The organism is Streptomyces sp. NBC_01224, from assembly GCF_036002945.1.
GTDB lineage: Bacteria > Actinomycetota > Actinomycetes > Streptomycetales > Streptomycetaceae > Streptomyces.
Window position 1 is genome coordinate 5,008,147 of record NZ_CP108529.1, and the last position, 12,814, is coordinate 5,020,960.

At 70.1% G+C, this 12,814-nt stretch carries 12 protein-coding genes; 9 read left to right on the plus strand and 3 right to left on the minus strand.

The genetic code is table 11. The features are described from left to right. Positions 1–5 precede the first annotated feature (5 nt). A complete protein-coding gene (locus tag OG609_RS22385; protein ID WP_327274444.1) occupies positions 6–1,346 on the plus strand; it encodes a hypothetical protein in 1,341 nt (446 codons plus the stop codon). A gap of 108 nt (positions 1,347–1,454) precedes the next feature. Here OG609_RS22385 and OG609_RS22390 read toward each other — a convergent pair whose 3' ends face one another. Further along, a complete protein-coding gene (locus OG609_RS22390) occupies positions 1,455–2,450 on the minus strand; it encodes an ATP-binding protein (protein WP_327274445.1) in 996 nt (331 codons plus the stop codon). A 102-nt stretch (positions 2,451–2,552) separates the two neighbouring features. Here OG609_RS22390 and OG609_RS22395 point away from each other — a divergent pair, with 102 nt between their 5' ends. Beyond that, positions 2,553–3,377: an oxidoreductase gene (locus tag OG609_RS22395; RefSeq protein ID WP_327274446.1), complete on the plus strand. Its 825-nt coding sequence runs from the start codon at positions 2,553–2,555 to the stop codon at positions 3,375–3,377. A 528-nt stretch (positions 3,378–3,905) separates the two neighbouring features. On the opposite strand, the gene OG609_RS22400 is transcribed toward OG609_RS22395, so the two are convergent. Beyond that, on the minus strand, positions 3,906–4,745 hold the full coding sequence (locus OG609_RS22400; RefSeq protein ID WP_327274447.1) for an HAD family hydrolase: 840 nt from the start codon (positions 4,743–4,745) through the stop codon (positions 3,906–3,908). 500 nt (positions 4,746–5,245) lie between these two features. Between OG609_RS22400 and ssd the strand changes: the two genes are divergently transcribed. The 7 genes from ssd (at position 5,246) to OG609_RS22435 (ending at position 10,346) form a co-directional block, all read left to right on the plus strand. Further along, entirely contained in the window at positions 5,246–6,373 is a 1,128-nt protein-coding gene (ssd, locus tag OG609_RS22405; protein WP_385648427.1) for a septum site-determining protein Ssd, read from the plus strand. Further along, positions 6,370–7,518 (plus strand): TadA family conjugal transfer-associated ATPase, encoded by a 1,149-nt coding sequence (locus tag OG609_RS22410; protein WP_327274448.1) that lies wholly within the window; start codon positions 6,370–6,372, stop codon positions 7,516–7,518. The genes ssd and OG609_RS22410 overlap by 4 nt, the downstream gene beginning before the upstream one ends. Next, a complete protein-coding gene (locus OG609_RS22415; protein ID WP_327274449.1) occupies positions 7,515–8,396 on the plus strand; it encodes a type II secretion system F family protein in 882 nt (293 codons plus the stop codon). Before OG609_RS22410 ends, OG609_RS22415 begins: the two co-directional genes overlap by 4 nt. Next, a complete protein-coding gene (locus tag OG609_RS22420; protein ID WP_327274450.1) occupies positions 8,393–9,187 on the plus strand; it encodes a type II secretion system F family protein in 795 nt (264 codons plus the stop codon). The genes OG609_RS22415 and OG609_RS22420 overlap by 4 nt, the downstream gene beginning before the upstream one ends. Before the next feature lie 58 nt (positions 9,188–9,245). Beyond that, positions 9,246–9,446 carry a DUF4244 domain-containing protein gene (locus OG609_RS22425; RefSeq protein ID WP_327274451.1) on the plus strand — a complete coding sequence of 67 codons (201 nt, stop codon included), beginning with the start codon at positions 9,246–9,248 and terminating at the stop codon, positions 9,444–9,446. Further along, positions 9,433–9,843 (plus strand): TadE family type IV pilus minor pilin, encoded by a 411-nt coding sequence (locus OG609_RS22430; RefSeq protein ID WP_327274452.1) that lies wholly within the window; start codon positions 9,433–9,435, stop codon positions 9,841–9,843. Before OG609_RS22425 ends, OG609_RS22430 begins: the two co-directional genes overlap by 14 nt. A gap of 122 nt (positions 9,844–9,965) precedes the next feature. Then, positions 9,966–10,346: an Rv3654c family TadE-like protein gene (locus OG609_RS22435; RefSeq protein WP_327274453.1), complete on the plus strand. Its 381-nt coding sequence runs from the start codon at positions 9,966–9,968 to the stop codon at positions 10,344–10,346. On the opposite strand, the gene OG609_RS22440 is transcribed toward OG609_RS22435, so the two are convergent. Further along, positions 10,228–12,765 carry a DEAD/DEAH box helicase gene (locus OG609_RS22440; RefSeq protein WP_327274454.1) on the minus strand — a complete coding sequence of 846 codons (2,538 nt, stop codon included), beginning with the start codon at positions 12,763–12,765 and terminating at the stop codon, positions 10,228–10,230. The genes OG609_RS22435 and OG609_RS22440 overlap by 119 nt on opposite strands. Positions 12,766–12,814: the final 49 nt, after the last annotated feature.

The following is a 12,814-nucleotide window of genomic DNA, read 5'->3' on the forward strand; positions in this document are numbered from 1 at the left end:
GGCGGATGATGGGTGCCGCGAAGAGGATCGCCGCCAAGCGGGTCGCCCTGGGTGTCATGGCCGTTGCACTCGCCGTGGGAGTGGTTGGCTGCTCCTCCCGCTCGGATTCCAGAACCGGAGCCGCCGGCCCCGGTACCGCGAAGCGAGACGCCGGAGCGAAGAAGAACCTCCCCCGAGCCGCACCCGAAAGCATGTTCCGCCTCATCGGCGACGGCTCCACCGCCTTCACGGGCAGTCAGCCGAAGCAGCCCGTGGCGCAGCGCCTGGCACCTGGTCAGAAGCCCCCGCAATTCGTGGTGTTCTCGTGGGACGGCGCCGGAGAGGACAGCCAGAAGCTGTTCTCGCACTTCCGCGAGGTGGGCAAGAAATACCACGCGAACATGACGTACTTCCTCAGCGGCGTGTATCTGCTGCCTGAAGGTAAGCGGGAGCTCTACGACCCGCCGAAGCACAGCGTCGGCAGCTCTGACATCGGCTTCAACGACACCGAGGGAATCCGGAACACCGTCACCCAGGTTCGCGGCGCCTGGGAGGACGGCGACGAGATCGGCACGCACTTCAATGGCCACTTCTGCGGCCCCGACGGTGGCGTCGGCACCTGGTCCGTCGATCAGTGGAAGAGCGAGATCGGCCAGGCCAAGACCTTTGTGAAGAGCTGGAAGACCAACGACCCCGACCTCAAGAGCGAGCAGCCGCTTCCCTTCGACTACGACAAGGAGCTCATCGGTGGCCGCACCCCCTGTCTGGAGGGGCAGGAGAACGCGGTGGCCGCAGCGCGGGCGATGGGCTTCCGCTACGACTCCAGTGGCGTCAACAACCAGGTCTGGCCCGAGAAGAAGGACGGCATCTGGGATCTTTCGATGCAGCTCATCCCGGTTCCGGGGCGCGAGTTCGAGACCCTGTCGATGGACTACAACTTCATGTTCAACCAGTCCGGTACGACGCAGGGCGATCCGGGCCGACACGGGTACTGGGGCAACCAGATGCGCGACGGCCTGATCCAGGCCTTCGAGCGCGCGTATGACGGGAACCGTGCTCCGCTGATCATCGGCAACCACTTCGAGTCCTGGAACGGCGGCACGTACATGCGGGCCGTCGAGCAGACCATCGCGACGGTCTGCGCCAAGGAGGGCGTCCGCTGCGTGTCCTTCCGGCAGCTGGCCGACTGGCTGGACGCACAGGACCCGGCAACGTTGGCGAAGCTCGGCAGGCTCGATGTCGGCCAGGCCCCGGCGAAGGGCTGGACGGACTTCCTCGACGAGGCCGCGACTTCGGGCCCAGACGCGGACCGGGCGTCGGGGACCGGCAAGACTCAAGCCGGATCAGGCTGGTCACTGGCTCGGTGACCGTGCTCGGCCACCGAGCCGCACGTCCCTCGGCTGCGACTGCCGCTTGAGGGCGCCATGGCGCCCCGGCCGGAACGAGGGCATCCTCCCGGCCGGGGCGCCGACGGATCAAGCGGGCTGAGCGGCGCCGTCCTGCACGTACCGCTCGTCGAGCACGAAGGCAGGGTCGACCTGGGCAGCCAGGTCGGCGCCCGTCTTCTCATTGCCCCAGCTCTCCGCGTTCTTCAGATGGAAGTGCACCATCTGCCGCGTATAGCGTTCCCAGTCCCGCTGCTCGTACGAATCCTCCGCGGCGTTCTGCAGTGCCTGCAGGGCCATCCGGTTGTCCGCCTCCAGCAGCTCGAAGCGGGCCGGCCTGCCCTTCTCCATGGCCCGTACCCAGTCGGAGTGCCCGACGCCGACCAGCAGATCGGCGCCCACCTCGGCACGCAGGAAGTCCAGATCGTCCTCGCCCTGCACCTTGTTGCCGATGACCTTCAGCGCGACCCCGAAGTCCCGGGCGTACTCCTTGTACTGGCGGTAGACCGAGACGCCCTTCCGGGTCGGCTCGGCGACCAGGAACGTCATGTCGAAGCGGGTGAACATCCCGGAAGCGAAGGAGTCTGAACCTGCTGTCATGTCAACGACGACATAGTCGTCGGGGCCGTCGACGAGATGGTTGAGGCAGAGCTCGACCGCACCGACCTTGGAGTGGTAGCAGGCCACACCCAGATCCGACTCGGTGAATGGCCCGGTGGCCATCAGCTGGATCTCCCCGTCGTCGAGCCGGACCGTGCGCGCGCAGGCGTCGTAGATCGGGTTGTTCTCGCGGACCCGTAGCAGCCGCGAGCCCTCGCCGGGCGGAGTCGTCTTGATCATCGTCTCGACGGAGGCGATACGGGGATTGCTGCCGCGCAGATACTCCTTGATCAGAGGTAGCTGGGCTCCCATGGCGGGTAGCGTCGCAGCCTCTTGGTCGTCGAGGCCGAGCGCGGCCCCGAGGTGCTGGTTGATGTCGGCGTCCACCGCGACGACATGGGCTTCATTGGCGGCAAGGTGGCGGATGAAGAGCGAGGACAGTGTGGTCTTGCCGCTGCCGCCCTTACCTACGAAAGCGATCTTCATGTTCACCTAGGGTAGCGGCATGATTGCAGTCTGCTGTCATGCTTCGTGAAGAAGGCCACTCTCGGGCGGTATCGGTGTAGGGGACGCGTAGCCTCGCTACTTATGAGTACGACTGCCTCTGATCCGCTCGCCACCCTGGGCACCTTGCCGGGGGTCGCCGACGCGGTGGACTCCGTACGCAAGGCCGTCGACCGGGTCTACGGTCACCGCGTCATGCGGCGCCGCAGCAACGAGGTCACCGCTGAAGCGGCGCTGCGCGGCGCCCGTGGCTCGGCGGCGCTGTCCGGTGCCGACTGGAATCTGGAGGAGGTGCGCCGGCGTAGCGACTTCAGCGGTGACGGTGAGGCGCATGTGATCGGAGCGGCCCTGAGGCTCACCGCCGAAGCGGGTCAACTGCTCTCCATCTGGCGGCAGTCGCCGCTGCGTGTCCTGGCGCGGCTGCATCTGGTTGCGGCGGGCGGCGCGGCGCCCGAGGATGCTGTCGGTCGGCCACGGCTGGCAGGCGAACCCGTGGACGAGCCGCTGATCGAAGCGCCGCTGCCGGATGCCGAGGAAGTGGCGGGGCGGCTGGAAGGGCTTTCTGGATTGATCCTTTCGGGCACTGCCGCGCCCGCGCTGGTGACGGCGGCGGTCGTGCACGGTGAACTGCTGGCTCTGCGTCCCTTCGGTTCGTACAACGGCCTCGTCGCGCGTACCGCCGAGCGGATCGTGCTGATCGGGAGCGGCCTCGACCCCAAATCGATCTGCCCCGCCGAGGTGGGCCACGCCGAGCAGGGGCGGGCGGCGTATGTCGCTGCGTTCGAGGGTTACCTGTCGGGGACGCCGGAGGGGATGGCGGCCTGGATCGCGCACTGCGGGCGCGCCGTGGAGCTGGGCGTCAGGGAATCGACTGCGGTGTGCGAGGCGCTGCAGCGCGGCGCTGCGTAGCAGCGCGCGTCGCGTCCGCGGGCTGGGCGCGGCAGGCGGGTGCGGCGAATCGATGACTTCACCGCGATGACTCCACTGCCGTAACTTCACTGCCCGGAAATAGGGTTGCGGCGGTACCGTCTTCGGTACCGCCGCTGGCATGTCTACCCAGTTACCAGGCGTCCTCGATATGTGCCCATCAGGTCGGGGGCTTTGCCCGTTCCCTGGTGCGGCTGGCCCGTAATCGACGGGTCGACGTCGCGTGGGTGCTCGGTTTTCATGCTCGGTCCGTGGGGCCTTCTCTGCGTTATCAGGTAGTCCTCTCGGATGTCCTTGGTCTCGCGGGCCGTTGAGTCCTTTCTACTCCAGAGCCGGGGCGAGCGGTAGTGCTAGCCACACTTCTTTACTTTTAGGTTCAATTACGGGCGAGTTGGACAACTCGGCTTGACCGGGTGAATCGGACTGATCGGTCGCCCTGCTTGATCCCATTGATCGGGCCGGCGGCGGGGCCCAGGGGGTGCGTCGGGGCGCCGCTGCCCGGCTCATGCATCAGGCGGAGGTCGTGGTGGTGCGGCGGCGGGAGGTGTACCAGACCAGTCCCGCTGTGACGGCGGCTGCGCCCAGCGCTGCCGCAGCGAGCAACGCCGGGCGCGGCGGCATCGAGAACGTCGGCAGGCGCTGCTTGAGTCGGACCGGTCGGTCAAAGGCGAGAATCGGCCATTCGCGAAGGGTCGCTTCGCGCCGCAGGGCGCGGTCCGGATTCACTGCGTGCGGGTGGCCGACCGACTCCAGCATCGGTACGTCGGTCGCGGAATCGCTGTAGGCGTAGCAGCGCGACAGGTCGTATCCCTCCGACACTGCGAGGGCCTTGACCGCCTCGGCCTTCGTCGGCCCGTACGCGTAGTACTCCACTTCGCCGGTGAAGCAGCCGTCGTCACCGACGACCATCCGGGTGGCGACGACTCGGTCGGCGCCGAGCAGCTCGCCGATAGGCTCGACGACCTCGGCGCCCGAGGTCGAGACGATCACCACATCGCGTCCGGCGGTGTGATGCTCCTCGATGAGCGTCGCCGCTTCGTCGTAGATGATCGGGTCGATCAGATCGTGCAGGGTCTCGGCGACGATTTCCTTCACTTGCTGGACGTTCCAACCCTTGCAGAGCGCGGAGAGATATTCCCGCATCCGCTCCATCTGGTCGTGATCTGCGCCCCCGGCAAGGAACACGAACTGTGCGTACGCAGTGCGCAGTACAGCGCGGCGGTTGATCAGTCCGCCTTGGTAGAAGGACTTGCTGAAGGTCAGCGTCGAAGACTTCGCAATGACCGTCTTGTCCAGGTCGAAGAAGGCTGCTGTGCGCGGCAAGAAGCGGTTTTCCACAAGGCTGAGCATAGGGGCCCACCATTCGGCGTAAACTCTGGCGCGTGGGTTTGCCTGAGAAGGCTCTCGGGTACACCATGGAAGTCACGGATCGTTCGCGACCGTGCTAACCCGGTCCGGCTCCTCCCCCCCCGAGTCGGCCGTGGGGACGACCCCCGCTCTCCCCCCCGGCGGGGGTCGTCGCATGTCCGGACGCGTTTCTGCCATTCGGAATCAAGCATTCTGCCTCTCTTTCGGCCGCGATGGCCCACTTCTCGTTCCGTCTCTCACCATCTTGGCTCGTCACGGTGCGTAGCGGAAGTGCTGCTCTCCGGAAGTCGCCGGTATGAGCGACGGAGATATTCACAACGGCAGAGTTGTCCACAGTTTTTGAGCAAGATCCACACGATTTCCCGAAGCGCTGCACGGTGATTCCAGTCGCGAAGTCCGCGGCTTGTGGAATCGCCGATCTCGGAACGCTCCGAGATCACCGCGAACCGCGATGAAGGTGTAGCGAGAAGGGGGCGGAGACCGTGGCTGAATCCATCGCACGGGATCGTCTGCCGACCGTCGGGGTGCGACGGAGCGGACCGTTGATCGTGACCGAGGATGTGGAACTCCTCGATGATCTGCTGCGGCTGTGCGCGGCCGCCGGAGCGGAACCAGAAGTTCATCACTCGTTGCCCGAACGCAGAGGCGGCTGGGAGCAGGCCCCGATGGTTCTCGTGGGAGACGATGCCGCCCAGCGGTGCCGCGGAGCGGCACGCAGGCGCGGTGTGATGCTCGTAGGCCGGGACCAGGACGCCCCGGATGTCTGGCGTCGCGCCGTGGAGATCGGGGCCGAATATGTGCTGAGGCTGCCCGATTCGGAGGGCTGGCTCGTCGATCAGATCGCCAATGCGGCGGAAGGCGTGGGCCGGCCGGCACTCACCGTCGGGGTGATCGGCGGACGGGGCGGATCCGGCGCATCCACACTGGCCTGCGCCCTCGCGGTGACCGCGGCCAGGGCCGGACGGCGGACCATGCTGATCGACGGTGACCCGCTCGGCGGGGGCATCGATGTGCTGCTCGGCGGCGAACGGGCCGAGGGAATGAGATGGCCGGATTTCGCCCATTCCAAAGGGCGGGTCGGCGGAGGCGCACTGGAAGAGTCGCTGCCCGCACTGCACGGTCTGCGGGTGCTCAGCTGGGGCCGCGACGACTGGGTGGTCATCCCGCCACAGGCCATACAGGCCGTGCTGGCCGCCGCGCGCAGGCTCGGCGGGGTGGTGGTCGTCGATCTGCCGCGCCGGGTCGACGAGTCGGTGGCCGAGGCGCTCGCACAGCTGGACCTCGGGCTGTTGGTGGTCCCCGGAGAGCTTCGCGCAGTCGCGGCGGCGAAGCGGGTGGCGTCTATGGCCGGGATGGTGCTGGACGACCTGCGGGTGGTGGCCCGTGGCCCGTACGCGGCGGGCCTCGACGAGCGGTGGGTGGCGCAGGCGCTGGGGCTGCCACTTGCCGGGGAACTCCCGCTCGACGCCGGGTTGCTGGCCACTCAGGACGGCGGCACACCGCCCGGCGGCAGTGCGCGCGGTCCACTGGCCAGGTTCTGCGCGGCGTTCTGGGAGCGGGCACTCGCTCCGGAGGCTGCAGGGGGACGCGCCGGTGGGGGTGTGTCATGACGGAGACGCTGCTCGACGCCGTACGGCAACGGCTGGCACAGAGCGGCGCGGCGCCGACCCCGGCCGGGGTCGCGGCAGCTCTTCGGGCCCAGGGACGGCTGCTCGGCGATGCCGAAGTGCTCGGCGCGGCCGATGAGTTGCGCGGCGAGCTGGTCGGCACCGGGGTGCTGGAACCGCTGCTCGCCGACCCGGCCGTGACGGATGTCCTGGTCTCCGCGCCGGACCGGGTGTGGGTGGACCGGGGCGGCGGGCTCGAACTCACCGGAGTGACCTTTCCGGACGCCGCCGCGGTGCGCAGACTGGCACAGCGGCTGGCGGCCGTGGCGGGGCGGCGGCTGGACGACGCCCGGCCCTGGGTGGACGCGCGGCTGCCGGACGGCACCCGTATGCATGCCGTGCTGCCGCCGGTGTCCGTCGGCTCGACGTGCCTGTCGCTGCGGGTGGTGCGGCCCAGGGCCTTCTCGCTGACGGAGCTGGTCGCGGCGGGGACCGTGCCGCCGGGCGGTGACCGGGTACTGAGGGCGTTGGTGGAAGCCCGGGTCTCGTATCTGATCAGTGGGGGGACGGGGGCGGGGAAGACGACCCTCTTGTCGAGTCTGCTGGGCGCGGTCGGGGAGCGTGAGCGAATCGTGCTCGCCGAGGACTCGGCGGAGCTGCGGCCGGACCATCCGCATGTGGTGCGCCTGGAGTCGCGCCCTGCCAACCAGGAGGGGGCGGGGCGAGTGACCCTGAGAGACCTGGTGCGGCAGGCGCTGCGGATGCGGCCCGACCGGCTGGTGGTCGGGGAGGTGCGGGGCGCCGAGGTCACCGAACTGCTGGCCGCGCTGAACACTGGCCACGAGGGCGGCTGCGGGACGGTTCATGCTAATGCAGCCGAGCACGTCCCGGCCCGCCTTGAGGCATTGGGGACGGCGGCGGGACTGGACCGGACGGCACTTCACAGCCAGTTGGCGGCAGCGCTGTCGGTGGTGGTCCATCTCGTACGGGACCGGGCCGGGCAGCGGCGGATCGCCGAGGTGCAGGTCCTGGAGCGGGATGCGGCTGGGCTGGTGGTGACCGTGCCGGCACTGCGCTGGGGCACCGACGGATTTGTGCAGGAGCGGGGCTGGGAACGGCTGCGGTCGATGACCGGGGGTGCGCTGTGAGCGGTGGCGCGACGGTGGGTCTGGCCCCCGGCGCGAGCTGTGCGGCGGTCTTGTGCGTCGGGGTGGCGGCCTGGCTGGTGGTGGTGCAGGACCAGGGGCGTCGGCGAGCGCGGGTGTTGTTGTTCGACGGGGTGATGGAGTCGCCGCTCCGTGAGCGCTGGGAGCAGACTCGGGCTTGGTTCCAGGAGCGATTGCGGGCGCGGCGGGAGTGGCTTTGCCTGCCCGTGGCGCTGGCCATCGCCGTGCTGGGGGAATCCGTGCTGCCGGTGCTGGCGGTGGCGGTGGCGGTGCCTCTGGTGCGGCGGTGGCTGCGGAGACGGGCCCTGACGCAGGAGCGCGAACGCCGGGCCGATGGTGTGGTGGCGCTGTGCGGCGCCGTCGTGGGTGAGCTGCGGGCCGGGCACGAGCCGGGGCAGGCGTTGCTCGTCGCTGTCCACGGGACCGGGGTGATGGGAACGGCGGAGGCCGCTGTGTCCGCTGCCGCGCGGTTCGGCGGCGATGTGCCGGGGGCGCTCGGGCAGGCGGCTCGGGAGCCGGGTCTGGACGGGCTTGCCGGGGTGGCGGCCTGCTGGCGGGTGGCGGTGGACGGCGGGACCGGGCTCGCGGCGGGCCTGGACCGCCTGGAGGGTGCGCTGCGGGCGGAGCGACGCAGACGGGAGGAGTTACGGGCCCAACTGGCCGGTGCCTGGTCGACGGTGGCTGTGCTGGCGCTGTTGCCGGTGCTGGGGCTGGGTCTGGGGGCGGCGCTCGGAGCCGATCCACTGAGGGTGCTGCTGCACACGCCGGCCGGGCTGGTCTGTCTGGTGGCGGGTGGGTTGCTGGAAGCGGCCGGGCTTTGTTGGGCCGGCCGGATCGTACGGGCGGGGGAGGCGGCGTGAACGGGGTCACCGGCGAAGTCGTTCACCGGGCGGCGGCAGTGTGGGCGGTTCTGGGCACGGTCGCGTATCTGGCCCTCGCCCTGGCGAGGCGGCGGCGGAGGCGGACGGTACACCGTCGGGGTGCGGTGCTGCTGGCCATCGGCCCGGAGAGGCGTCGGCGCGGGCGGACGGTTTCCGGCGCCCGGGTGAAGGAATGGATCGCGCCACTGGGTGCTTTGGCGACAGGAGTGGTCCTGATCGGCGGACTGCCAGGGTTCGCGGCCGGGCTGGCAGGGGTGTACGGCGCCTGGAGGTGGCAGCGGGCCCGGCGCAGTCGCGAATCGGGGGTCGGCGCTGTGGAAGCGGCGCAGGTCTCACGTCAACTCCCTTTGGCGGCGGACCTCTTGGCGGCCTGCATTTCTGCCGGAGCCGGGCCCCGAGAGGCAGCGGAGGCGGTGGGGGAATCGCTGGGCGGACCGGTCGGCATGCGTCTGGCGCGGACGGCCGCGGAGATCCGGCTCGGTGGTGAGCCTGCGGTGGCCTGGGGGCGGTTCGGGGAGATACCGGGCGCGGGTGCGCTGTCCCGCTGCCTGGACCGGGCGGGATCGACCGGGGCTCCAGCGGCGGAGCCGGTGGCGCGGCTGGCCGAGGCGATGCGGGCGGAGCGGGCGAGCGCGGCCGTGGCGCGTGCCCAGCGGGCAGGCGTGCTGATCACCGCACCGGTCGGGCTCTGCTTTCTGCCCGCCTTCCTGGCGGTCGGAGTGGCGCCGGTGGTGATCGGTCTGGCGACCGGCCTGCTTCACAACGGGTGACAGAAAAGTACTAGTAAGTATCTATTCAATATGAATTATGCATTTCGCGGGGGTTGAAATGGCACAGCGAATCAGGGGCTGGGTGCGGAGCATGGTGCGCCGAGTCCGGTCGGACAACGGAATGACGACATCCGAATATGCGGTGGGGACAATCGCGGCCTGTGCGTTCGCGGCGGTGCTCTACAAGGTGGTCACCAGCCAGCCGGTCATGTCCGCACTGCAATCACTGCTCAAGGACGCGCTCGATGCGAAGTTCTAGGAGCAGTTCTGGGGCGTACGCCGGAGGCCGTTCCAGGACCGTGTGCGGGGGCGGAGACCGGGGGGCAGTGACGGCGGAAGCGGCTATGGCGATTCCGGTGCTGGCGGTGTTCGCCCTGGCGCTGGTCTGGGCGCTGATGGCCGCCTCCGCCCAGATCCGCTGCGTGGACGCGGCCCGGGCCGGGGCGAGGGCGGCGGCCCGCTCGGAACCCGAGGCGCAGGTGCTGGAAGCCACTCGTTCGGCGGCACCCGATGGGGCGGAAGTCGCGATGGAGCGGGCCGGGGAGCTGTGGCGGGTACGAGTGGCGGCGCCGATGCCCGGACCCGGTCCACTGGCCCTCAAGCTCCATGCGGAGGCGGCAGCACTTGCAGAGGACACGGTGGGGGTGACGCTGTGACCGGGACAGGAGGGGGAGCCCGGAAGGCCGTCCTCGGGTGGCTGCACAGGAGTGGGGATCACGGTCGGAATCGAGGTCGGGCCCCGGACCGGGACAGAGGCCTGGCGACGGTGTGGGTGGCGATGACCACGGCCACGTTGTGCGCGGTGTTCGCGGTCGTGCTGGCGCTCGGGCAGGTGATGGTCGCCCGGCACCGGGCCGGCGGTGCGGCGGACCTGGCAGCGCTGGCCGCGGCCGACCGGGCCCTGCAGGGGCCCGGGGAGGCATGCGGGGCGGCCGAGGATGTGGCTGCGGCACAGGGGGCGGTGGTGGTCCGGTGCACCGTGCGTGGGGAGATCGCCGATGTGACGGCCCGGGTGAGTTTCGGGCCGTACGAACCGGCGGTCAGGTCCCGGGCCGGCCCTCCGGCGTCTGCCCCCGGCTCCCCGGATCCGTCGCCTCCGACGGTTCCGGAGGGCCCGGCTCCCCCGGGTCCGGCGGTGCGGACCGGAGGAGTTCGCTGAGGAGGCGCACGGCGCCGCGCTTGTGCAGCGGATCGTTGCCGTTGCCGCACTTGGGGGACTGGATGCAGGACGGGCAGCCCGCCTCACATTCGCAGGACGCGATGGCCTGGCGGGTCGCGGTCAGCCACGTACGGGCGGTGTGGAAGGCCCGCTCGGCGAATCCGGCACCGCCCGGATGACCGTCGTACACGAAGACCGTGGGCAGCAGGGTGTCCGGGTGCAACGGCACGGAGACGCCACCGATGTCCCATCGGTCGCAGGTGGCGAAGAGCGGCAGCATCCCGATCGATGCGTGCTCCGCGGCGTGCAGGGCGCCGCCCAGGATCTCCGGGTTGATACGGGCGGCGTCGAGCTGGTCCTGCGTGACCGTCCACCACACGGCGCGTGTGCGCAGAGTGCGGGGCGGCAGATCCAGTTTGGTCTCGCCGAGGACCTCGCCGCTGATCAGTTTGCGACGCAGGAAGGAGACGACCTGGTTGGTGACTTCCACGGAGCCGTAGCAGAGCCGCCCGTCACCCCACGGGATCTCGGTGTCGGTCTCCAGGACGGCGATGGCGGTGGTGTCGCGTGCGGTCGTCGAGTACGGCGGGTTGGCCTCCTCGACCAGAGCCACCGAGTCCTCCAGATCCAGCTTCCGGACCAGATAGGTGCGGCCCTGGTGGAGGTGGACGGCGCCTTCGTGGACGGCGGTGTGCGCGGCCGATTCGTCGACGGTGCCCAGCAGTCGGCCGGTGCCCTCCTCGACGATCTGGACGGGGCGGCCGCCCTCGCCGCGGATATCAGTGAGATCGGCGGCGCGCTCGCGGCGGGTCCAGTGCCAGCCCGATGCGCGTTTGCGCAGCAGCCTCGCGGCCTCCAGCTGCGGCAGCAATTCGGCCACGGCCGGGCCGAAGAGCTCCAGATCGGGCCCGGTGAGCGGGAGCTCCGCAGCGGCGGCACACAGGTGCGGGGCGAGGACGTACGGGTTGTCCGGGTCGAGGACGGTCGACTCCACGGGCTGCTGGAAGAGCGCTTCGGGATGGTGGACGAGGAAGGTGTCCAGCGGGTCGTCGCGGGCCACCAGGATGGCCAGGGCGCCCTGGCCGGAGCGTCCGGCGCGGCCCGCCTGCTGCCACAGCGACGCCCTGGTGCCGGGATAGCCCGCGATGACGACGGCGTCCAGGCCGGAGACATCGACGCCGAGTTCGAGAGCGGTGGTGGCGGCCAGGCCGAGCAGCCGACCGGAGTGCAGGGCACGCTCCAGGGCGCGGCGTTCCTCGGGGAGATAACCCCCGCGGTAGGCGGCGACCCGGGCGGGCAGGGAACGGTCCACCTCGGCGAGGCGTTCCTTGGCGATGACCGAGATCAGTTCGGCGCCGCGCCGGGAGCGCACGAAGGCGACCGAGCGGACGCCCTGGACGGTCAGATCGGTGAGGAGGTCGGCTGTCTCGGCAGTGGCGGTACGGCGTACGGGCGCGCCCTTCTCGCCGTGCAGCTCGGTGAGGGGCGGCTCCCACAGGGCGAAGACCATTTCGCCGCGCGGAGAGGCGTCGTCGGCGACCTCCTTGACCGGGAGACCGGTGAGGCGGCCCGCCGCGACGGAGGGCTCCGCCGCGGTGGCCGAGGCGAGGAGGAAGACCGGATCCGCTCCGTAGCGGGCGCACAGACGGCGTAGCCGGCGCACGACCTGGGCGACGTGGGAGCCGAAGACACCCCGGTAGGTGTGGCACTCGTCGATGACGACGAAGCGCAGGGCGCGCAGGAAGGAGGACCAGCGGGGGTGGGACGGGAGTATCCCGCGGTGCAGCATGTCGGGGTTGGTCAGGACGTAATTGGCGTACTGGCGCACCCACTCGCGTTCCTCGACCGGGGTGTCGCCGTCGTAGACCGCAGGCCTGATGGCGGTGCCGAGCGGTGCCGCAAGTTCCTTCACCGCACGCCTCTGATCGGCGGCCAGGGCCTTGGTGGGGGCGAGATACAGGGCGGTCGCGCCACGGCCGTTCGGGGCCTCGGAGCCGTCGAGCAGTGCGGTGAGCACCGGGGCGAGGTAGGCGAGCGACTTGCCGGACGCCGTGCCGGTGGCGATGACCACGGATTCGCCGTCCAGGGCGTGCTCGGCGGCGGCCGCCTGGTGCGTCCAAGGGTGGTCGATTCCGGCTTTTTGGATTGCGGCGATCACTTCTGGCCGGATGCGATCGGGCCAGATGGCATGGGTTCCCGTACGCGGGGGCAAGTGCTCCGTATGAGTGATGCGCGCGGACCGGCCCGCCGCTGCGGCGAGCCGGTCGAGGACCATGGCGGGAGAGGGGCGGGAGTCCCTGTTCTCGGGTGGTCGACTGGGGCGGTGATTCTTGGCCATCGGCACCGAGTGTGTCACTGGCGTGACGGACAATGGTCCCAAGGCGTCGTGCATGGCTGCTGGTAAGTGATTGAATGCCATCGCGGCTGGCGATCCGTCCCCTGGCTCCGCCGGGGAGACCGAGGGGCGA